We start from the raw sequence: 21,258 nt of genomic DNA on the forward strand, positions 1-21,258 counted from the left end.
GAAAGCGCCGCCCTTTTTTCCCGGGGCAATCACATGGGAATCCGTACGCTTGTCATCCTGCTGGTTGTCGCGCTTGGCGTGATCGCCGCCTTGGCAACGCAGGAAGCCTATAGTCTGTTTCTACCGGGGCTGCTGCAAGGCGCGGTCCTGACGATCGAAATCGCCATCCTCGGCAGCCTGCTGGCAATTGTCATGGGCGTGCTGGCGGCGCTGGCGCGGATGTACGGCCCGGCGCCGCTTAGATGGGTGGCCACGATCTATGTCGAGATCTTCCGCGGAACGTCGGCGCTGGTGCAGCTGTTCTGGCTGTTCTTCGTGCTCCCGCAATTCGGCGTCACGATCAACGCCTTCGTGGTGGCTGTCCTGGCGCTCGGCCTGAATGTCGGCGCCTACGGATCTGAGTGCGTGCGCGGCGCGATCCAGTCCGTCGCCCGCGGGCAGTGGGAAGCGTGCACGGCATTGAACATGAGCCGCCCGCAGATGCTGCGCCGAATCATCCTGCCGCAGGCCTTTGTCGCCATGATCCCACCCTGGGGCAATCTGTTCATCGAGCTTCTGAAATCGACAGCGCTTGTCTCGCTGATCACGCTCTCGGACCTGGCGTTCAAGGCTCAGCAAATGAACCAGAACACGTTCAAGACCATTCCGATCTTCACCCTCGTCCTTTTGATGTACCTGGCGATGTCGCTGGTTGTGACCATCGGCATGCGGCTTCTCGAAAGGCGAGCTTCGCTTGGACTGGCGCGGGGGAAGGCGGCATGATCTGGGATTGGGGATTTGCCCTGGAAATCCTGCCGGTGCTCGCCCGCGCCGCCATCGTTTCCATCGAAGCGACGCTGATCGGCTTTGTGCTTGCCGCCTCACTTGGCCTGGTACTGGCGGTCGTCCGCATCGCCGTGCCATGGACCAGCTGGACGATTTCGGTGATGGTCGAGCTGATCCGCTCGACCCCGCTGCTCATCCAGATATTCTTTCTCTATTTCGTCTTTCCAAAATTCGGTGTCGTGCTCGACGCTTTCACCGCCGGAGTGCTCGCCATCGGCATCCACTACGCCGCCTATTGCTCCGAGGTCTATCGCGCCGGTTTCGACAACATCCATCGCGGCCAGTGGGAAGCCTCGATCGCGCTTAATCTGTCGTCCTGGACGACGTTCCGCGACATCATCATCCCGCAGGCGATCCCGCCGATCATTCCGGCGCTCGGCAACTATCTGGTGGCGTTGTTCAAGGAGACGCCGTTGCTTTCCGCAATCGCCGTGATGGAACTGATGCAGACCGCCAAGATCATCGGCTCCGAAACCTTCCGCTACACCGAGCCGATCACGCTGGTCGGCCTGTTTTTCCTAGCCATGAGCCTGGTTTCGGCAGCGCTCATCCGCTCGCTCGAAGGGCTGCTCAACCGGAGGACCATGCGATGACGGAACAACCGATGGTACGCTTCGACAATGTATCGAAACGCTACGGCACGTTAACCGTTCTCGATGGGCTCAATCTCGAAATAGCACGCGGCGAAAAAGTCTCGGTCATCGGTCCGTCGGGTTCGGGCAAGACGACGGTGCTGCGCATGTTGATGACGCTGGAGACGATCAATGACGGCGTCATCTGGGTCGAAGGCGAGCCGCTGACCCATATGGAGAGGAACGGCAAGCTTGTTCCCGCCGATCTCGCCCACATCCGCAAGATCCGCGCCAAGATCGGCATGGTGTTCCAGTCGTTCAACCTGTTTCCGCATATGACGGCGATGCAGAACTGCATCGAGGCGCCGATAACGGTGCTCGGCATGAAGCGGGCGGACGCCGAGGCGAGGGCGGCCGAGCTCCTGGAACTGGTCGGCCTGGCCCAGAAGAAGGACCACTATCCATCACAGCTTTCTGGCGGCCAACAGCAGCGCGTCGCCATCGCCAGGGCGCTGGCCATGCGGCCCAAGATCATGCTGTTCGACGAGGTGACCTCGGCGCTCGACCCGGAGCTTGTCGGCGAAGTGCTGCAGGTGATAAGGCAGATCGGGCGCGAGCATGATCTCACCATGCTGATGGTCACCCACCAGATGGGCTTCGCCAAAGAGTTTTCCGACCGTGTTTGCTTCTTCTATCAAGGCAAGATCTGCGAGCAGGGACCGCCAAGCGAACTGTTTGGTGCTCCCAAGAACGAGCGGACACGGCAGTTCCTGCACGCTGTCCTGGAGGCTGGGTGACGATCGAGACAGAGGCCAAGCCGCCCACGACGGTGATCGCCGCGCCGCCGCGCCCGCTCTCGGCGCGGGAACGGTTCGAGCGCATCTACCGGATATTGCGCGACCGCATCTGCCTGCTCGACTATGCGCCGGGAAGCCGTCTGTCCGAGGAAGAACTTGCCCAGGAATTCGAGATCAGCCGCACGCCGGTCCGGCGTGTCCTGGCGCGCCTCGAATCCGAGGGTCTGGTTCAATCCGTCCACGGCGTCGGCACGATCGTCACCGACGTCGACATCGAGGAATTGCAACAGGTCTATCATCTGCGCCTGGAGCTGGCGCTCCTCGTCGGCAAGCTTTCGCCGATCCCGCGCACGGCGGACGACCTCGACCGGATACGGGCGCTCATCGCGCGCTGCGATTCCGATATACTCAATCCCGACCAGCGCGCTTTCCTGCGCCTCAACATGGATTTTTTCTACGAACTCACGGCGATGACCGGCAACCAGCCGCTGCGCGAGATCAGTGAGCGCCTGTATTTTCAAGTCGCGCGCGTCGTCCTGAAGCTGATGCCGCAATTGGGCCTTGTCGAGGAATTCACCGCGTTCCGCCGCGAGATGGAAGAGGTTCTTGCCGCCGCCGAGATCGGCGACTGGGAGTCCATCGGGCACATAAGGCGGGCGCATATCTCGATGAGCTTCCGCCGCATGATGCGCCATGCAGGCGAGGCGAATGGTTTGCATGGAGACACATGATCGGCCCTCAAGATTGTGCTGGTCGCCAGGCGTCGACCTGGCTTCGACGCAGCGAAACGGCCGACCACGCGCCTCGGCTGCCCGGCCCTAGCGCGACGGGAACGATCGGCTGCGGCCCGATACCGCAGGCCTCGCCTTCAGAAGGGGCCCTCACTCGGTATGTTGGCCGGATTCCAGACTACCTCCCATAGGTGTCCGTTCGGGTCGCGGAAATATCCGGCATATCCGCCAAAGAACGTGTCCCGAGCAGGCTTGATGATCTCGGCTCCAGCGCGGGCGGTCTCATCCATCACTTGATCGACTTCTTCGCGGCGCACAACGTTGTGGCCGATTGTGAACGAGGTCGAGCTGATCGGCGTCTTGGGCAGGCCGGTGTCGTAGGCGAGGTCGTCCTGAGCCCAGATCGCGAGCTTCAACCTGCCGGACAGCGTGAAGAACGCGACGGCGCCATGCTCGAACTCGCGGCCGATGATCCCTTCCGTCGGCAAGCCGAGACCGTCGCGGTAGAACGCGAGAAACTCTCGAGATTGGCGACAGCGATAGTCAAAACCGAAATGCGCGGTTTCATAGCAGTCTCCTCTGGTTGTCGGAAACACCAGAATAAAGTCGGGCCACGGTGAAGACTTGAACAAAACGGCCAATCGAAGAACGCCACCAAATCGAAGAACGCCGATAGTAGACGCGCTGTCGCCGCGCGATTTGATGGCGGATCGGGGCAGCGTCCGTGGTTTCATCCGTCTTGCAGCAGACGATGAATCTGTCGAGGGGTGCTTCCCGTTAGGCGTCGGCTCTCGCGGACAAGATGCGCCTGGTCGCAATAGCCCGCCTCGGCTGCCAGGATGGCCGTAGCGCTGTTCGATTGGCCCGAAAGCCGCAGAAAGCGCTGATAGCGGAGGATACGGTCAAGCGTCTTCGGGCCATAGCCGAAGCTCTCGTCGAAGCGCCGGCGCAACGTCCTTTCGCTCATCTCAAGCGCGCGCATCAACCAAGGGACGAGAGGCGCGTCGGCCGGCGGCCCGCGCTCGATCAAGCGATAGGCCGCTTGCATGGGAACGTCAGTCTCGTGGCAAGCCATCTCCGCGGCGACGATCTGTTCGAGCGAGCAGGCCAGATCTTCGAGCCTGTCGCTAATACGCACGCGGCTGGCGAGGCGCCGAGCCCGCGCTCCCCACAAATCGTCGAGCGACAGCCTCTGACCGACCAGCTCGATTTGCGGCACGCCGAGCCATGCCGCCGCCGTGGCAGGATGAAAGCGGAAACCAATCACGACCTCGTCTGCCGCCAGAATCTCGGTCTGCGGCTCCTTGTCGGGGCCGGCAACTCGGAAGCTGCCTCCGATCCATTGCAGATCGATCGTCGCGTCGGGCATCACAACGATTGGTGGTGCGCTCGGCGGGTCCATTCGATGCACCCACACCGAAGCAAAGCTGCCGCCAAGCCGCGCCGGCGCTACGCGTTCATGAAATGAACCCGTTGCCTGCGCTGGGACGGGATCGTTCATCTCGCTCCTCTTCGGATTGCCGACGGTGAACTTACGACGCAGCGACAATGTCCCGGCCCTCGCTCGAGACAACAAATCTGCACGACCGACAACTCTGCCGATCGAGAACGGTTGCAAGAACCGGTTGTTTTCTTCCGGCCGGAAGGAAGAGGGCAGGTGAATAATCATGTCAGATGCATCGCCATCGGCAGCGCCGCGTGCAGCTCATACGTCGATGGCCGTTTTGTTCAATCCGGCAAGCGATGGGCGTGCTTAGCTTTCGGCGTCGTACATCACACCGAGAGGTATGCATCATGGGTAACACCAACGACCAACGGATCGACTACGTCGAATTCAACGTGAAAGACACTCAGCGGTCACGCGACTTCTACGGAAAAGCTTTCGGCTGGACCTTCACTGACTACGGCCCGGACTATTGCGAGTTCAACGATGGCCGCTTGTCAGGCGGCTTTGCGGCAGGGCCAGCGAAGTCGGGAGGAGGCCCACTCGTCATTCTCTATGCTGATGATCTGCCGGGAACGGTCAAGCGTGTCGAGCAAGCGGGAGGCAAGATCGTCAGGCCGATCTATGGGTTCCCCGGCGGCCGGCGCTTCCATTTCGCGGACCCGGATGGTTACGAGCTTGCGGTTTACACCGAAGACGGCAGCAAGGAATGATCGCGTTCTTCCATCACCTTGGGTTGGTTTTGCTCGGCGGCGTCTTTATCTGGGCGGGCGCCGGGCATTTCCTTAGATTTCGGGCGATTGCAGCGTCCCTGGCCGAACGAGGCTTTCCCGCTCCCAAGCCTCTCCTCGCCGCCGGATCGGTGCTGGAGATCGGAGCTGGCTTTTGTCTCGCAACGGACGTTGGTGACCCCTATCCCGCCGCAGCTTTGGCCGTATTCACCATCGCAGCGTCTTTCATGGCGCTTAACTTCTGGCGCTACAGCGGCGACGAACGGGAAACCCTTCGTACCGGCTTCACCATCAATGTTGCCGTCTTGGGCGGATTGATCGTCGCCGCGACCAGTAGCCTGTGACGTCGTTTCGGGGCGGCGGCTTCGTCTTCATCTGCCATCAGCCGCTCGTTGGCGATCCGGTGTCTTTGCAGCATTCGCCTATCGCTGCCAGAAGGGCAGCTTGGCGATCTCTTCGTCGGCCTGTCGTCTCGTCAGACCGATATCGTCGATCAGATGGGGATTGGTCTCCGCCAATCGCTTGAGGTCCCAGCGAAAGCGTGTCGGCTCGCGCCAGGCCGCGATAATGCTTCGCAGCGTCGCCAGGCTGTAGCGCCGACGCGACGCTTCCGCCGGCCGCGCTGCCTGAAGCGGGGCCGAGGCAAAGGTGGGAATATCGTTCATGGCAACCTCCATATGGTTTGAGGGTCCGGGGGCCCCTCGACCTGAAAGAGGATGAATTCTGCAGGATACGAACAGCGTCGTAATTAAGCTCTCCCAAATAGTTCTCAAAACTTCCAAACGGGCTATAGATGCGCCGTATGCAGGGATCGCGCTTTGCCTTTGGTCCGTTCGTGCTTGATCCGGGTGCGGGAACGCTCCTTCGGAACGACGTCCCTGTTGCCGTCAGCTACCGCGGGCTAAAGCTGCTTGCGGCACTCGTCGGACGGCCCGGCGAAATCCTGAGCAAGGCTGAGTTGATGGACGCGGCGTGGCCGGGCACAGCCGTCGAGGAAGGCAACCTAACCGTCCAGATCGCGCTGCTGCGGAAGCTGCTTGGCCCGGCCGCCGACGGCGGTGAATGGATCGCCACGGTTCCGCGCGTCGGCTACCGCTTCACGGGGGTCATCGAACAGCTCGGCGGCGCGAAGCGAAAACCTTTGCCGCTGCCCAGCAAACCATCGATAGCCGTGCTGCCCTTCGTTAATGTCAGCAACGATCCCGAGCAGGAATCCTTCGCGGATGGGTTGACCGAAGACCTGATCACCGACCTGTCCAGGATCTCCGGCCTGTTCGTCATCGCACGCAACTCGGCCTTTGCCTACAAAGGAAAGGCGATGGACGTGCGCGGGATCGCACAGGACCTTGGCGTCCGCTACCTGCTGGAGGGTAGTGCACGGCGCGCCGCGGGGCACGTGCGCATCAACGCACAGCTGGTCGACGCAGTGAGTGGCGATCATCTATGGGCGGAACGCTTCGATCGCAGCCTGGAAGATATCTTTGCCGTTCAGGACGAGGTCACCGGCAAGATCGTCGAGGCGTTACTCGGCCGGCTGCGTGCACCGCCGCCGCGCAATCGGCCCAAAAATCTCGAGGCTTACGATCTCTGCGTGCGGGCGCGCAAGCTGATGGATGATTCGCCGCAGACGGCGCAGGAAGCGCATCTGATGCTCACCCGCGCGGTTTCGCTCGATCCGGAATATGCCGAGGCCTATCGCTGGCTTGCCATGAACCACTGGATGGGATGGGTGCATTCCGGCGGACCAACCGAAACATCGCGTAGCGTTGCTTTGGAACTGGCGCGCAAAGCTGTGGCGATCGACCCTAACGATGCCGGCTGCCGCTGGGTTTTGGCTTACCTGCTTGCATATGAGCGCAGCTTCGCCGAGGCGGATGCGGAATTCGCCAAGGCAATCGAGCTCGACCCGAACGAGGCCGATGCCTGGGCGGCATTATCCGACATCGCGGTCTTGGCCGGACGGGTCGATGAGGGCCTTGAGCACATTCGCAAGGCGTTCCGGCTGAACCCGTTTCCGGCTAGTTGGTACTATCTGACGCTCGGCCAGGCGCAATATGCGGCCGGCGAATACGAAGCCGCTGTCGAGACACTGCGCAGGGACGAGACTTATCGTACTAGCTCACGCCGTTTCCTGGCGGCAAGCCTTGCCCAACTGGGGCGGCTCGACGAGGCGCGCGCAGAGGTCGAACTGTTCCTCGTCGGCAACCCGCATTTCACAACCCGCCACTGGGCCACGACGGAGCCATTCCGCGACGCTGCGACGCTTGAGCATTTTGTTGATGGCTTCCGCAAGGCCGGTCTTCCAGAGTGACGCAACGGCGCCTTCGCACCGGGCGTGCGACCTATTCCTCAAAGCGACCCGTGGTGTCACGATCGCGCTCGTATCGTCTGGTCAGCGGAAACGGCGGCAACCAGGACTCGCGACGGACGATCCAGCTTTCGTAGGTTGGCATCAGTTGGTCAGGCGCATCCAGCGATCCCAGGCTCACTTCGATTTCGTCGGCGGTGCGTGCGAAAATGGACGAGCCGCAGCGGGGGCAGAAAAACCGCCCGGCGTAGTCGCGTGTTTCGCCGTCGATCGTCACCGCATCCTCAGGAAATATCGCGGAAGCGTGAAAAAGGGCGCCATGATGCTTGCGGCAGTCGAGACAGTGACAAAGGCCGACCCGGTATGGGCGCCCCGACGCCACAATTCGGACGTTGCCGCACAGGCAACCGCCGGTGAATCGGTCCATGCTGCGTCTCCTCCAATATCAAGCGGTCGGAATGGTTACAACGACCGGCACTGTCATTGCAATTGCCCGCCGCGGGCCGCCTCGCTATGCCTTGCGCGAGCTTGCCGCCGAAAATACGCTTCGGTTTGTCACGACGACGAACGGAGTTATATGGAACGAAACGACGCGTTCCATTGAGCAGTCAGCTCGGCAGCCGAGGCGATGTTGATGCCACAGTCGGCGAATATGCGTGCGACAGTCGCTACCAGTTCGGCGTTGGACGAAGCTATGCTGCCGTCCGGAAGGAAAAGATTGTTTTCGAACCCGACCCGGACATGACCGCCGAGCAGCGCCGCGGCGGTCACACACGCCGCTTCGTTGCGGCCGAAGGCGCAGACGCTCCAATGATCGAAGCGCGGCATGTTCGCCGCGAGGAATGGCAGGAGATCGGCAGGAACGGACATCTGTCCCGGCGTGTAGCGGCCCAGCACGTAGAGAACCGGTATGCTTGCCCAGGGGATCAGTCCGCGCTGCTGCATATCCGAAAGCCTGACAGCCTCCTCGGGCGAATAGAGGATGATCTGCGGCGCCACACGCTCCTTATGCAGCCAGGCCATGAAGCGCGCGAAGGCGAGTTCCGATCCGGCATCCGGAACGATTTCGCGAAGCGCCAGGGAGACCGCTTCTGGCTTCACATCTCGTATGACGGCCATCTGTTGGGCTGGCGAATAGATACCGAGCGCTTCGGAGGTGATCTGAATTAGCAGCCGGTCGCCGGCAGCACCGCGGATGGCGGCAATCGCCTGGCGGTAGGCGTCGGCGTCGAGCAGATGGTTGCCGCTTCTGTCGCGGACATGGACATGGATCATCGCCGCACCGACGTCGGCGCATTCCGCGGCCGTCCGCGCAAGTTCGGCCGGTGTCAGCGGAATCGCCGGATGGTCGGCCTTGCTGCGACGCCCTCCGTTCGGCGCGACGGCTATGGCGATGCGGTCGAGACCAGGGGCCGGCTTCATGGAGACGTTTTTCGGGCGAATACGAGTCATATGAATCAATCTTTGACCATACTGAAACAGACGTTGCAATCGCCGGTCTGGCGGGCTAGCAATATCCATGGACCAGGGAGAGCTTGCTGGACAGATCGTCAATGCCTTCGACGGCAAGTCGGCGCAGCTTCGGTCCGCCGCCCGCTACATCCTCGACAAGCCGCATGACGTCGCGCTGTTGTCCATGCGCGAGCAGGGCCCGGCACGCCGGAGTGCAGCCGGCGACGATGACGCGGCTGGCCCAGCATCTCGGCCTTGATGGCTACGAGACCGTGCGCGACATCTACGCCGCCGCAATCCGGGGCGGCGAGATCGGTTTCGCCGGCAAGGCGGGCCTCCAGGTGGCCAGCCAGAAGCTCAAGGGCGACCATGCCCTGGCGGCCGACATCTTGGATTCAATTTCCGGCCAGCTTGCCCACCTCGCCGAAAGCAGGTCGATCGACCGTCTGGTCGACACGGCCAGAGCGCTGACTGCGGCAAGGCGCGTCTATTGCCTTGGCCTGCGCTCGAGCCACGCGGTGGCCTGGCATCTGCATTACATCCTGTCGCTGATCGGCGAGAAATCGGTGCTGTTGCACGGCATCGGGGAACCGACGGCGACGCCCTCGGTCACGCGACCACGGACGACGTGCTGATCGCCGCCAGCGTCCTGCCCTACACGCGCTTCACCATCGAGCTTGTCGAGTTCGCTGCCGGCCGCGGCGTGCCGATCATTGCGATCACCGACAGTGAAGTGGCGCCCCTGGCGCAGCTTGCCGATCACCTGGTCATCGTGCCGACAGGCAGTCCGTCCTTTTTCCACACCATGACGCCGGCCTTCATCGTCGCGGAGGTCCTTGGCGCTCTTGTTGCCGGCCAGGCAGGCGAGGGCGCCGTTGAGTCGCTGCGACGCTTCGATGAGCAGGGCGCTGCCCTCAGGACCCACCTGAACCAGCGTCCGCCGAAGACAACGCCTGTGAGAGACCGCCGATGACACACATCCTCCATCGAACCATCCACTCGAGGCTGCCGGTCGCCGTTCGCGGCCATGGCATTGAACTGTTCGACGCAGAGGGCAAGTCCTACATCGACGCGTCGGGCGGCGCCGCCGTGTCCTGTCTCGGCCACGGCCATCCCGACGTGATTGCCGCGCTGCACGCCCAGCTTGACCGCATCGCCTACGCCCACACCAGCTTCTTCACCACCGAGGTGGCGGAACGCTTGGCGGATCGGCTGGTCGAGGACGCGCCGAGAGGGCTGGATCATGTGTATTTGGTCAGCGGCGGCTCGGAAGCGATCGAGGCCGCGCTCAAGATGGCCAGGCAATATTTTGTCGAGAAAGGCGAGCCGCAACGGCGCCATCTCATCGCACGCCGGCAGAGCTATCACGGCAATACGCTCGGCGCTCTCGCCACCGGCGGCAATGAATGGCGACGCGCCCAGTTCAGGCCGTTGCTGATCGAGACCCATCACATCGACCCCTGTTACGCCTATCGCTATCAAAAGTATGGCGAAAGCGACGAAGCCTACGCGGCGCGCGCCGCCCAGCAGCTCGAAGACAAGATCCTCGAACTCGGCGCGGACGAGGTCATCGCCTTCGTCGCCGAGCCGGTGGTGGGTGCCACGCTCGGCGCCGTGCCGCCGGTCGCCGATTACTTCAAACGCATTCGCGCGATCTGCGACCGCTACGGCGTGCTGCTCATCCTCGATGAGGTGATGTGCGGCATGGGCCGTACCGGCACGCTGCATGCGTGCGAGCAGGACGGCATCGCTCCCGACCTGCTGACCATCGCCAAGGGGCTCGGCGGTGGCTACCAGCCGATTGGCGCGGTGCTGCTCGGCCGGCATATCTTCGACGCCTTTGCCCAAGGCTCGGGCTTCTTCCAGCATGGACATACCTATATGGGGCATCCCATGGCGGCGGCGGCCGGCCTTGCCGTGCAGGAGGTCATCCGGCGCGACCGTCTGCTCGACAACGTCAGCGCAATGGGCGCGCAGTTGGACGAACGTCTGCGCCAGCGCTTCGATAATCACCATCACGTCGGCGACATTCGTGGGCGGGGTTTGTTTCGAGGAATCGAACTGGTGGTTGATCGCGCCACCAAGGAGCCGTTCGACCGGAAGCTTGAACTCAACGCCCGCATCAAGCGCGAAGCAATGGCCCGCGGCCTGATGATTTATCCGATGGGCGGGACGATTGACGGTGTGCGGGGCGTTCATGTGCTTGTTGCGCCGCCCTTCATCATTTCCCAACAGGATATTGATCGGATCGTCGAACGGCTCGGTGAGGCGATCGATGCTGCGATCGCTTCAGTGGTCTGACCTGCGCGACGCGGACCGCCTCAAACCAGTTCCAACGTCATCGGCGACGGGCCGGGACAACCACCAGAGAGGTAGCAACCATGTATAGTTCAATGAAAACCCTGATCGGCGCGGCGGCCTGCATGCTGCTGGCGCTGCCGTCCGTCGCCGCCGAGCAGCGCTTCGTCACGGTCGGCACCGGCGGGGTCACCGGCGTCTACTACGCTGTCGGCGGCGCTATTTGCCGACTGATGAACAAGGACCGGCAGAAAACCGGCATCCGATGCTCGACGGAGTCGACCGGCGGTTCCGTCTTCAACGTCAACTCCATCCAGACCGGCGACCTCGATTTCGGCCTGACCCAATCGGACGTCCAGTACCAGGCCTATGACGGGACCGGAAATTTCGACGGCAAGCCGTTCAAGGATCTGCGGGCCGTATTCTCCGTCCATCCCGAGCCGTTTACCGTGCTGGCGCGGCCCGATGCCGGCGTCGCCAAATTCGAGGACTTCAAAGGCAAACGCTTCAACGTCGGCAATCCCGGGTCAGGCACCCGCTCGTCGATGGAGGAGTTGCTTAAGCAGATGGGCTGGAGGCTCGGCGATTTCTCGCTTGCCGCAGAGCTGAAGGCGGACGAGCAGGGCAGCGCGCTATGCGACAATAAGATCGACGGTTTCTTCTACGGCGTCGGTCATCCGTCCGCCGCGATCCAGGATCCGACCACGGCCTGCGGTGCCAAACTCGTCCCGCTGACCGGTCCGGCAGTGGACGCGCTGTTAGCAGCTCATCCCTACTATTCAGTCGCCACCATCAAGGGCGGCATGTACGCCAACAACCCAGACGACGTGAAGACATTCGGCGTCCGCGCTACCGTCGTGGCGAACGCCAGCACGCCCGATGAGGTGGTTTACGAGCTGGTGAAGTCGGTCTTCGAAAATTTCGACGATTTCAAGAAGCTGCATCCGGCCTTCGCCAATCTCGACCCCAAGGAGATGATCAAGACCGGTCTGTCGGCGCCAATGCATCCGGGCGCGGAGCGCTACTACAAGGAAAAGGGCTGGCTCTGAGGCCTCCAATGCGAGGCGCCCGCGGGCGCCTCGCATTGCAAATGATTGTGGGGAACGATGACAGATCAAAGCCAGCAGGCGGGAGCGCCTGACCAACCCGCCATCGACATTGACAAGCTCAACGAGATCGTCGCCGAGGCCGACACCGGTGGGCGCAAGCCAACCGGCCTCACCGCGAAGCTGATCCTCGGTGTGTCGCTGGCATGGTCGCTGTTCCAGCTCTGGTATGCCTCGCCCCTTCCGTTCATGCTCAATTTCGGTGTCGTCAGCGACGGCATCGCCCGCTCCATCCACCTGGCCTTCGCCCTGTTTCTGGCGATGCTGACGTTTCCGGCCTTCAAGACCTCGTCGCGCATCCGGGTGCCGCTGCCCGACTGGGTGCTAGGCATCGCCGGGGCGGCGTCCGCCCTCTATCTGTTGGTCTTCTACAGCGATATCGCCCATCGGCCGGGTCTTCCCACTACGGCTGACCTGGTTGTCTCGATCGCCGGCGTCCTCATCCTGCTCGAGGCCGCGCGTCGCGCGGTTGGGCCTGCCATCACCGTCATCGCGGCGATCATGCTGATCTATATCTTCGCCGGGCCTCACCTTCCTGGCCTGCTCGGCCACAAGGGCGCGACGTTATCGCGCGCGGCCTCGCAGATGTGGCTGACGTCGGAGGGGGTCTTCGGTGTTGCCCTCGGTGTGTCCACCAATGTCGTCTTCATGTTCGTTCTGTTCGGAACATTGCTGGAACGCGCCGGAGCCGGTGGCTTTTTCATCCAGCTTGCCTTCTCGCTGCTCGGAAAATACCGCGGCGGTCCGGCCAAGGCCGGTGTCGTGGCCTCTGGTCTGACCGGCATGATTTCCGGCTCTTCGATCGCCAATGTCGTGACCACCGGAACCTTCACCATCCCGCTGATGCGGCGGGTCGGATATTCTGCGGTGAAAGCCGGCGCCATCGAATGCGCGGCCGGCGTCAACGGTCAATTGATGCCTCCGGTGATGGGCGCGGCCGCGTTCCTGATCGCGGAATATGTCGGCATCTCCTATGCCGAGGTGGTCAAGCACGCCTTCTATCCCGCGCTGCTGACCTACGGTTCGTTGTTCTACATCGTCGATATCGAGGCGATGAAGATGGGACTGAAGGGCCTGCCGTCACGCAGCACACACTCCGCATTTCAGGGTGCGCTGCGCGGGCTGATGGGCGTATGCGGCTTCATTGTCCTGGCCGGCCTGGTCTACTATGGCATTGGCTGGACCAAAGTGGTGTTCGGCGCCGCTGCGACCTGGATGATCAGTGCCGCGCTGGTCGCCGTCTATATCGGCCTTGTCGCCCACCGGGCGCGCCATCCCGACCTGCCGCTCGAGGATCTGGAAGGTGAGATCCTCAGAATTCCGCACTTCGGCGAGACGGCGCGCACCGGCCTGCATTTTCTGCTGCCGGTGATCCTGCTGATCTGGTGCCTGATGGTGGAGGAACTGTCGCCCGGCCTCTCGGCATTCTGGGGCGTTGTTGCCCTGATGGCGCTGATCGTCACGCAGCGGCCGCTTACCGCCTTTTTCCGCAAGGACCGGGCACTGGCACCGCATTGGCTTCACGGTCTCGACGATCTGGTCGGTGGCCTGTCCGCCGCCGCGCGCAACATGACCACGGTCGGCATCGCCACTGCGACGGCCGGCATCATCGTCGGCACGGTCCTGCTCACCGGCATCGGGCTGGTGATGACCGAACTGGTCGAATTCATCTCGGGCGGCAGCTTCATCGTCATGCTTCTATTCACTGCGGTGATCTGCATCATTCTCGGCATGGGCATGCCGACAACCGCGAGCTATGTCGTCGTCGCCACCTTGATGGCGCCGGTCATCGTCGATTTGGCGGCGCAGAACGATCTTGCCGTGCCGCTGGTCGCCGTCCACATGTTCGTGTTCTATTTCGGGTTGATGGCGGATGTGACGCCGCCAGTGGGGCTGGCGGCTTATGCTGCGGCGGCGATTTCCGGCGCCGACCCTGTGAAGACCGGAATTCAGGGTTTCAAATACGAGATCCGTACCGGTCTCTTGCCGTTCATCTTCATCTTCAACACCGGACTGCTGATGATCGATCTCGAAGGTCCCTTCGACTTCGTCGCGATGGTGGTGACGTCCACACTGGCCATGGTCTCGTTTGTAGCGGCGACGCAGAACTGGATGCTCGTGCGCAACCGCTGGTACGAGACGATTGCGTTGCTTGTGGCCTGTTTCATCTTGTTCAGGCCGGGATTGTTGCTCGATCAGGTGAGCGAACCCTATCGGGCAGTACCTGCCTCCGAACTCGGCCGTATCGTCGACGAGACAGCCGAGGGAGGCGCAGTTCGCTTGCGCCTGACGACACTGAACCTCAACGGCGATGAGATATCGAAGCTGGTACGGCTGCAGCTCGGGCCCGCAAATTCGTCGACCGAACGCCTGAAGGCTGCGGGCCTGGACGTCAGTGCGCTTGGCGACAGCGTGACGGTCGGCGTGGTGCGACTGGGCAGCCAGGCGGCCAAATTCGGCCTGCAGCCCGGCGACGAAATCAACCAGGTGCTAGTCCCTGCGGAACGGCCGTCGCGCTATTGGTTCGCCATTCCGGCTCTGCTGTTGCTCGGTCTCGTCGTCTGGGTTCAGAAGCGGCGAAGGCGGATAGTTGGTCTGTAAGCGTCCTATGAGCGGAAGACGTCTTGCATCAAGGCGCACCAGTAGACGCGATGAATGCGCGCATGACGGCAAAGGCGCGGGCGGGATCATCGACATAGACCGGATGCCCGCACGCCTCCAAGCGTTCGAACTGAACTTGACTGGATGCCAGGCACGCCACAAGCGTGTCTCGCTGGAGACGCCGGTGAGGGCGTAGGACTTGTAAGGAAACCGCAGACCGCGGCAGAAACCGTTGCCGAATTGGCCAGCGGCGTAATCCAGCGCGATTTTTCTGATGACCGCTCGGGCCTGCCTCACTTACATGGGAAGCACGCAAAATTGAGCCATGGCCAGCATGTCAGTAACAAGAGAACCAAACGCCGCCCCGGAACCGGCTAACGCGGAAATGCGCATGGCGACGCGCGACCGCCCTTTTGAACCCGTCGACTACGGGCTTTACGCGCTGACGGTCATTGCCTGGAGCGCATCGTGGTTCGCGATCGAGCTTCAGGTCGGCAGCGGCGTGTCGAACGAGGTCAATCTGGTCTGGCGCTTCGCCATCGCCACGCTGCTGATGTTTGCCTGGGCGGGCTTTTCCGGCCGGCGGCTCCGCTTTCCGATCACCGATCATCTGCGCTTTGCTGTGCTCGGCATCCTCATCTTCTCGTCGAACTTCCTGTTTTTCTATTACGGCGCCGGCTATCTCGTCAGCGGCTTGCTCTCGGTCGTCTTCTCGCTCGCCTCGGTCATCAACATGCTGCTTGGTGCCTTGGTCATCGGCGAGCGCCCGGCGCCGCGCATTCTCGCTGGCGGCGTCATCGGCTTCGCCGGCATAGCGCTGATGTTCTTTCCCGAAATCGCCGCGAACGGGCTTTCCGGCGGCACGTTGATAGGCCTTCTGCTGTGCCTCTGTGGCACGCTGAGCTTCTGCGCCGGCAATCTCGTCTCCGTCGCAAACCAGCGCCGCGGCCTGCCGCTCGTTTCAACCAGCGCCTGGGGTATGCTTTATGGCACTCTGTGGTCTGCGTTCCTGGCCTTCCTCCTCGGTGAACCGTTCGTGTTCGCGACGACCGCTTCCTACGTCGGTTCGCTGGTCTTCCTCGCCGTCATATCGACGGTCATGGCTTTCGCCGCCTACCTTACGCTGCTTGGACGCATTGGCGGCGCCCGCGCCGGCTATGCGACCGTCATATTTCCCGTCTTTGCGCTTTTGATCTCCACGGCGCTGGAAGGCTACGCCTGGACCGCTTACGCGATCATCGGGCTCGTCCTCGTCGCCGCCGGGAACGTCCTGGTCATTCGCGGAGGACGGCGCTGACGCATGGAATACTGCGCAATGCCGCCGCCTTCCGCTGCGCGGGTGAGCTTGACTCTCTGGGTCGTCTGTCTAAGCTTGCGGTCAATGGGTCAGACCAATGTACCAGGGCGAGCCGGGAGGGATTAGACGCGCATGCCGATCCAGGCCGTTGAACCACGCCGGCTTTACCGGCAGGTCGCCGATCAGCTCAGGCAGCTGATCGATGCTGGCGAGTTTTCCGTCGGCGACCGTCTGCCGACCGAGCGGGATCTGGCCGACCAGCTCGGAATTTCCCGCCCGACGGTTCGTGAAGCGCTGATAGCACTGGAGGTCGAAGGCCGCATACGCATCCGCGTCGGCTCGGGCATCTACGTCACCGATCCGCCGAGCGCCGCCGCCTCCGATCCCGAAATGGAGGAGGGCCCGTTCGAGCTGTTGCGCGCACGCGAATTCGTCGAAGGCGCGATCGCCGCCGAAGCTGCTCTCCACGTTCGGCCTGCAGATATCGAACGGCTCGACGACGTGCTGCGCCGAATGGAGGCCATGCGTCACCCCAACAAGATGACCATCGCGCTTGACCGGGAATTCCACACCGCCGTCGCCGGCATTCTCGAGAACGCCGTGCTGGTGCGCTTCATCGGCGAGCTTTTCGATCAGCGCATGAACCCTTACTTCGAACGCCTGTCGATTTATTTCGAGACCAGCGATTCCTGGCAGATCGCGGCAAAGGAGCATCGTGCCGTTCGCGATGCGATTGCCGCGCGCGATCCCGAGCGGGCCAAGGCCGCCATGCAGCAGCATCTGCGCCAGTCGCAAATCAGATTCTCATGCAATTTCGATGAGAGAGCCGCAGCCAAGGAGGTTGCGGAATAGCAGTCGGCCGGGGGGAGATCCGGCAGTCAAATCCAACCAGGGAGGAATTAGATGTTGAGGAAATACGCAGTTCTGCTCGGTGCGATCGTCGCAATTGCCATGCCCATGGCGTCGGCCTCGGCGGAGACGGTCCTGAAATGGGCACATGTCTACGAGACGTCGGAGCCCTTCCACACTGAATCCGTATGGGCGGCGGAGGAGATCAAGAAGCGCACCCAGGGCCGCTACGCCATCGACGTCTATCCGGCCTCGCAGCTCGGCAAGGAAGCAGACATCAACCAGGGCCTGATGCTCGGCACTGTCGATATCATCATTTCCGGATCGAGCTTCGCGGCGCGCGAATATCCGCCGATCGGCGTCACCTATTTCCCATATACGTTCCGTGATGCCGACCATCTGCTGAAATACACCAAGAGCGACGTCTACAAGGCCCTGACCAAGGGCTATGAGGACAAGACCGGCAATCACATCGCCGCCACCACCTATTACGGGACGCGGCAGACCACCTCGAATCGGCCGATCGCCAAGTGCTCCGACATGCAAGGCCTAAAAATGCGCGTTCCCGACGTGCCGGCCTATCTGGCCATGCCGCGTGCCTGCGGCGCCAACACCGCGCCGATTGCCTTCGCCGAGGTCTACCTGGCCCTGCAGAACGGCACGGTCGAGGCCCAGGAGAACCCGCTAACCACCATCGAGGCGAAGAAATTCTACGAGGTGCAGAAGAACATCGTGCTCACTGGCCACATCGTCGATCATCTCAACACCATCATATCGGCGTCGCGCTGGGCCTCGCTTTCCGACGAGGACAAGAAGATCTTCACCGAGGTGATGCAGGAGGCTGCCGCCCGCGCCACGGCAAAGATCGTCGCCCGCGAAAAGGAACTGGTGCAGGTATTCAAGGACCGCGGCATCAGCGTGACCGATGTCGACCGTGCCGATTTCGAGAAGAATGTGCTGGAGAAGGTCACCTTCGAGGAGTTCGGCTACAACAAGGCCGATTGGGAAGCGATCCGCGCCATCAAGTAGGGCATCGGAAAATTCGGATGCTCAAACAAAACGAGAGAGCGGCGATCGGATTCGCCGCTTTAGCCTGCCAATCCGTCCGGCTTCACGTTGCGCCGGACGGCCTTTCCAATCCTTGACGACCCACCAGCTTCGGGAGCCCGCGCCGATGGCCGAGGAACACCACACCGAGATCACCGTCGAAGAGATCGCCCAGGCTTTCGAGGAGGTGCCGGTACACGTCGACCTGTCGGACCACGGCATCGAGGACTGGATCACGCTTGCCGTGTTCTGGGGCATGGTCGTCTGTGTCTTCCTGCAGTTCTTCACCCGTTATGCGCTGAACAACAGCCTTGCCTGGACCGAGGAGATCGCCATCAACGCGCTCGTCGTCGTTGTCTTTCTCGGCGCAGCCATGTGCGTGCGCCTGTCGCGCCATATCCATGTCGACGTGCTTTACCACTATCTGCCGGAGCGCGTCGGCCGCTGGCTGGCGCTCGCCGTCGATGTTATCCGCATCGCATTCTTCGCCTACGGATCCTGGCTGATGTGGCGCTACGTCACGATCGTGGCGCATGAGCGCATGGTCACCGTCAACCTGCCGCGGCGCTGGTTCTTCTACGCCGTACTGGCCGGCTTCGTGCTGATGCTTCTGCGCTCGATCCAGGTCTTTATCGGCAATTACAGGCGCGGCTATTCGGTGCTCGAGCGTCCTGGTGCGTTCGAGACGGCAGGGGTCTGAGCGATGCTGCTTCTGGTCGGAGGTTTCATTGTCCTGATGCTCATTGGCGTGCCGGTCGCCGTTTCGATGGCGGCCGCCTCGATCCTTTACCTCGTCATCTACGGCGTCGCGCCCGACATCATCGCGGCCCAGCGCATGATCGCCGGGGTGGAGAGTTTTCCGCTGCTCGCCGTTCCCTTCTTCATCCTGGCCGGCAACCTCATGAACATCGCCGGGGTCACCGGGCGCATCTATTCCTTCGCCCTTGCCCTGGTCGGCTGGATGAAGGGCGGCCTGGCGCAGGTCAACATCATCGGATCGGTGATCTTTTCCGGCATGTCGGGCACCGCGCTCGCCGACGCCGCCGGCATCGGCACCATCGAGATCAAGGCGATGAAGGACCACGGCTACCCGATCGACGCTGCGGTCGGGGTCACCGCCGCTTCCGCGACGCTTGGGCCGATCTTCCCGCCTTCGCTGCCCTTCGTCATCTACGGTATGATGGCAAATGTCTCGATCGGCGCGCTGTTCATGGCCGGCATCCTGCCTGGCGTGGTCATGACCGTGCTGATGATGATCACGGTCGCCATCTTCGCCTACAGGCGCGGCTGGGGCTCCGACACACCCTTCGAGCTTCGGCGGCTGGCTGAAGCGGCGGGCGAGGTGCTGGTGGTGGCTGCCTTTCCGATTGCCTGCTATGTGCTCGTGCAGCTTGGCCTGTCGATCAACATCGCGGTCGGTATCGCGCTGCTGGTGCTGATCGTGACCGACTGGTATTTCGACTTCTCCGCGGTCATGGCGCTGATGACACCGGTCATCCTGATCGGCGGCATGACGATGGGCTGGTTCACGCCGACCGAAGCGGCGATGGCGGCCGTGATCTGGTCGCTTTTTCTCGGGCTGGTGCGCTACCGAACGATGACGCTGCGCTTGCTCGCCAAGGCCAGCTTCGACACGATCGAGACGACCGCTTCGGTGCTGTTCATCGTTACCGCCGCATCGATCTTCGCCTGGCTGCTCACCGTCAGCCAGGCGGCACAACTGTTTTCAAACTTCATCTTCGCGCTCACCGAAAACAAATGGGTCTTCCTGATCCTGGTCAACATCCTGATGCTGGTGGTCGGCTGCTTCCTCGATACGATCGCCGCGATCACCATTCTGGTGCCGATCCTGCTGCCGGTCGCCGCCGTCTACGGCATCAACCCGGTGCATTTCGGGCTGATCATGACGCTCAACCTGATGATCGGGCTTTTGCACCCGCCGCTCGGCATGGTGCTGTTCGTGCTGTCGCGCGTCGCCAAGCTCTCGGTCGAGCGTACCACCATGGCGATCCTGCCATGGCTGGTGCCGCTTATAGTGGCGCTGCTTCTGATCACCTTCATACCCGCCATCACGCTCTGGCTGCCGACCGAGATGGGCCTGATCCGGTGAGCGGCCAGGTGATTGCCGCAACGCTGTTCGGCCCGCAGGACCTGCGTATGGTGGCGCATCCGCTGGGACCGCTGGCGCCAGGGATGGTGCGGGTGCGTTTCGGCGCGGGGGGCATTTGCGGCTCCGACCTGCATTATTTCCGCCATGCCCGAACCGGCGACTTCGTCGTCACCTCGCCGCTTGTCCTCGGCCACGAGATCTCCGGCGAAATCGTCGAGATCAACGGCGCCGCGCCCGGCCTGGGCGTCGGCGATCACGTTGCGGTCAATCCGTCGCGCTGGTGCGGGCATTGCGCGCGATGCCTGGAAGGCCGCGCCAATCTCTGCGAAAACATCCATTTCATGGGCTCGGCATCGAAGACGCCGCATATGCAGGGCGGCTTCGCCAGTCTGTTCGACGCCACGCCCGCGCAATGTTTCAAGGTTCCATTTGATGTGGCCTACCAGGCGGCCGCACTTGCCGAACCGCTGGCGGTCAGCCTGCACGCCGTCGCGCGGGCGGGCAACATCAGTGGCCGCAACGTCATCCTGTTCGGTGCCGGCCCCATCGGTCTCTTGACCATGCTCGCGGCCAGGCTTGCCGGCTGCGCTGAGCTTACCGTCGCCGATATCGCCGCCGCTCCGCTCGCCTTCGCCCGCAGGTTGGGCGCCGACAGGACGATCGACCTTTCTAGCGGCGACGCCGAGCTCCAGGCGCTCGCCGCCGGCGGTTCGCTTGATGTGGCGTTCGAGATTTCAGGCACTGCCGCAGGCCTTGCCGCGGCGATCGCCAGTGTCCGGCGCGGCGGCACGGTGGTCCAGGTCGGCAATCTTCCCGGTGGCCAGATCCCGCTGCCTGCCAATGCGGTAATGGCCAAGGAGATCGACCTCAAGGGCACCTTCCGCTTCGGCAAGGAGTTCGGCCGGGCGGTCGATCTCATCGTTTCGGGTGAGGTGGACGTCCTAAAGCTGGTGACCGCGGAGCGCACGCTTTCTTGCGCCCCCGACGCCTTCCATCTTGCCGCCGACCGCTCACAGAGTGTCAAGGTCGTGCTGACCGCGGGCTGATCGAGGATTCGCAAAGTCCCTTTTTTTTGACAAGGCAATTGGCG

At 62.5% G+C, this 21,258-nt stretch carries 21 protein-coding genes and 1 pseudogene; 17 read left to right on the plus strand and 5 right to left on the minus strand.

Annotated features, from left to right (window positions below):
- Positions 1-33 precede the first annotated feature (33 nt).
- The 4 genes from ehuC to NKJ94_RS18980 are packed head-to-tail and all read left to right on the plus strand — an operon-like array spanning position 34 to position 2,925.
- Positions 34-762, plus strand: a complete 729-nt coding sequence (gene ehuC, locus NKJ94_RS18965) for an ectoine/hydroxyectoine ABC transporter permease subunit EhuC (protein ID WP_352527038.1) — start codon at positions 34-36, stop codon at positions 760-762.
- Entirely contained in the window at positions 759-1,418 is a 660-nt protein-coding gene (ehuD, locus tag NKJ94_RS18970; protein ID WP_352527039.1) for an ectoine/hydroxyectoine ABC transporter permease subunit EhuD, read from the plus strand. The genes ehuC and ehuD overlap by 4 nt, the downstream gene beginning before the upstream one ends.
- Positions 1,415-2,194 carry an ectoine/hydroxyectoine ABC transporter ATP-binding protein EhuA gene (ehuA, locus tag NKJ94_RS18975; RefSeq protein WP_023717024.1) on the plus strand — a complete coding sequence of 260 codons (780 nt, stop codon included), beginning with the start codon at positions 1,415-1,417 and terminating at the stop codon, positions 2,192-2,194. The genes ehuD and ehuA overlap by 4 nt, the downstream gene beginning before the upstream one ends.
- Entirely contained in the window at positions 2,191-2,925 is a 735-nt protein-coding gene (locus NKJ94_RS18980) for a GntR family transcriptional regulator (RefSeq protein ID WP_352527040.1), read from the plus strand. The genes ehuA and NKJ94_RS18980 overlap by 4 nt, the downstream gene beginning before the upstream one ends.
- 137 nt (positions 2,926-3,062) lie before the next feature.
- Here the strand turns inward: NKJ94_RS18980 and NKJ94_RS18985 are convergent, their stop codons facing one another.
- The gene (locus NKJ94_RS18985) at positions 3,063-3,566 is read right to left on the minus strand and encodes a VOC family protein (protein ID WP_352527041.1); all 504 of its coding nucleotides are present in this window, start codon (positions 3,564-3,566) and stop codon (positions 3,063-3,065) included.
- Positions 3,567-3,655: 89 nt separating this feature from the next.
- On the minus strand, positions 3,656-4,426 hold the full coding sequence (locus NKJ94_RS18990) for an AraC family transcriptional regulator (RefSeq protein ID WP_352527042.1): 771 nt from the start codon (positions 4,424-4,426) through the stop codon (positions 3,656-3,658).
- A gap of 290 nt (positions 4,427-4,716) precedes the next feature.
- Here NKJ94_RS18990 and NKJ94_RS18995 point away from each other — a divergent pair, with 290 nt between their 5' ends.
- Positions 4,717-5,082: a VOC family protein gene (locus NKJ94_RS18995; protein ID WP_502896137.1), complete on the plus strand. Its 366-nt coding sequence runs from the start codon at positions 4,717-4,719 to the stop codon at positions 5,080-5,082.
- Positions 5,079-5,444, plus strand: coding sequence for a DoxX family protein (locus NKJ94_RS19000; protein ID WP_352527044.1), 366 nt, complete (start codon positions 5,079-5,081; stop codon positions 5,442-5,444). The genes NKJ94_RS18995 and NKJ94_RS19000 overlap by 4 nt, the downstream gene beginning before the upstream one ends.
- Before the next feature lie 78 nt (positions 5,445-5,522).
- On the opposite strand, the gene NKJ94_RS19005 is transcribed toward NKJ94_RS19000, so the two are convergent.
- Positions 5,523-5,765 carry a DUF1127 domain-containing protein gene (locus NKJ94_RS19005; protein ID WP_352527045.1) on the minus strand — a complete coding sequence of 81 codons (243 nt, stop codon included), beginning with the start codon at positions 5,763-5,765 and terminating at the stop codon, positions 5,523-5,525.
- A gap of 137 nt (positions 5,766-5,902) precedes the next feature.
- Here NKJ94_RS19005 and NKJ94_RS19010 point away from each other — a divergent pair, with 137 nt between their 5' ends.
- Positions 5,903-7,411: a winged helix-turn-helix domain-containing tetratricopeptide repeat protein gene (locus tag NKJ94_RS19010; RefSeq protein ID WP_352527074.1), complete on the plus strand. Its 1,509-nt coding sequence runs from the start codon at positions 5,903-5,905 to the stop codon at positions 7,409-7,411.
- A gap of 31 nt (positions 7,412-7,442) precedes the next feature.
- Here the strand turns inward: NKJ94_RS19010 and NKJ94_RS19015 are convergent, their stop codons facing one another.
- Positions 7,443-7,835: a GFA family protein gene (locus tag NKJ94_RS19015; RefSeq protein ID WP_352527046.1), complete on the minus strand. Its 393-nt coding sequence runs from the start codon at positions 7,833-7,835 to the stop codon at positions 7,443-7,445.
- 146 nt (positions 7,836-7,981) lie between these two features.
- The gene (locus NKJ94_RS19020) at positions 7,982-8,830 is read right to left on the minus strand and encodes a beta-keto acid cleavage family enzyme (protein ID WP_352527047.1); all 849 of its coding nucleotides are present in this window, start codon (positions 8,828-8,830) and stop codon (positions 7,982-7,984) included.
- A gap of 97 nt (positions 8,831-8,927) precedes the next feature.
- On the opposite strand from NKJ94_RS19020, the pseudogene NKJ94_RS19025 reads away from it, so the two are divergent.
- From NKJ94_RS19025 to NKJ94_RS19070, 10 genes and pseudogenes are all read left to right on the plus strand, one after another.
- Positions 8,928-9,833, plus strand: a pseudogene (locus NKJ94_RS19025) (MurR/RpiR family transcriptional regulator).
- On the plus strand, positions 9,830-11,161 hold the full coding sequence (locus NKJ94_RS19030; protein ID WP_352527048.1) for an aspartate aminotransferase family protein: 1,332 nt from the start codon (positions 9,830-9,832) through the stop codon (positions 11,159-11,161). Before NKJ94_RS19025 ends, NKJ94_RS19030 begins: the two are co-directional and overlap by 4 nt.
- A gap of 92 nt (positions 11,162-11,253) precedes the next feature.
- The gene (locus NKJ94_RS19035; RefSeq protein WP_352527075.1) at positions 11,254-12,207 is read left to right on the plus strand and encodes a TAXI family TRAP transporter solute-binding subunit; all 954 of its coding nucleotides are present in this window, start codon (positions 11,254-11,256) and stop codon (positions 12,205-12,207) included.
- 57 nt (positions 12,208-12,264) lie between these two features.
- A complete protein-coding gene (locus NKJ94_RS19040) occupies positions 12,265-14,865 on the plus strand; it encodes a TRAP transporter permease (RefSeq protein ID WP_352527049.1) in 2,601 nt (866 codons plus the stop codon).
- Positions 14,866-15,256: 391 nt separating this feature from the next.
- A complete protein-coding gene (locus tag NKJ94_RS19045; RefSeq protein WP_352527050.1) occupies positions 15,257-16,162 on the plus strand; it encodes a DMT family transporter in 906 nt (301 codons plus the stop codon).
- A 132-nt stretch (positions 16,163-16,294) separates the two neighbouring features.
- Positions 16,295-17,014, plus strand: coding sequence for a FadR/GntR family transcriptional regulator (locus tag NKJ94_RS19050; protein ID WP_352527051.1), 720 nt, complete (start codon positions 16,295-16,297; stop codon positions 17,012-17,014).
- 51 nt (positions 17,015-17,065) lie between these two features.
- On the plus strand, positions 17,066-18,040 hold the full coding sequence (locus NKJ94_RS19055; protein WP_502896143.1) for a sialic acid TRAP transporter substrate-binding protein SiaP: 975 nt from the start codon (positions 17,066-17,068) through the stop codon (positions 18,038-18,040).
- 145 nt (positions 18,041-18,185) lie between these two features.
- A complete protein-coding gene (locus NKJ94_RS19060) occupies positions 18,186-18,758 on the plus strand; it encodes a TRAP transporter small permease (protein WP_352527052.1) in 573 nt (190 codons plus the stop codon).
- A gap of 3 nt (positions 18,759-18,761) precedes the next feature.
- Positions 18,762-20,168, plus strand: coding sequence for a TRAP transporter large permease (locus NKJ94_RS19065; protein WP_352527053.1), 1,407 nt, complete (start codon positions 18,762-18,764; stop codon positions 20,166-20,168).
- On the plus strand, positions 20,165-21,214 hold the full coding sequence (locus tag NKJ94_RS19070; protein ID WP_352527054.1) for an L-idonate 5-dehydrogenase: 1,050 nt from the start codon (positions 20,165-20,167) through the stop codon (positions 21,212-21,214). Before NKJ94_RS19065 ends, NKJ94_RS19070 begins: the two co-directional genes overlap by 4 nt.
- Positions 21,215-21,258 lie beyond the last annotated feature (44 nt).

Origin of the sequence: Mesorhizobium sp. M0060, assembly GCF_040323155.1 — a bacterium.
Classification (GTDB): domain Bacteria; phylum Pseudomonadota; class Alphaproteobacteria; order Rhizobiales; family Rhizobiaceae; genus Mesorhizobium.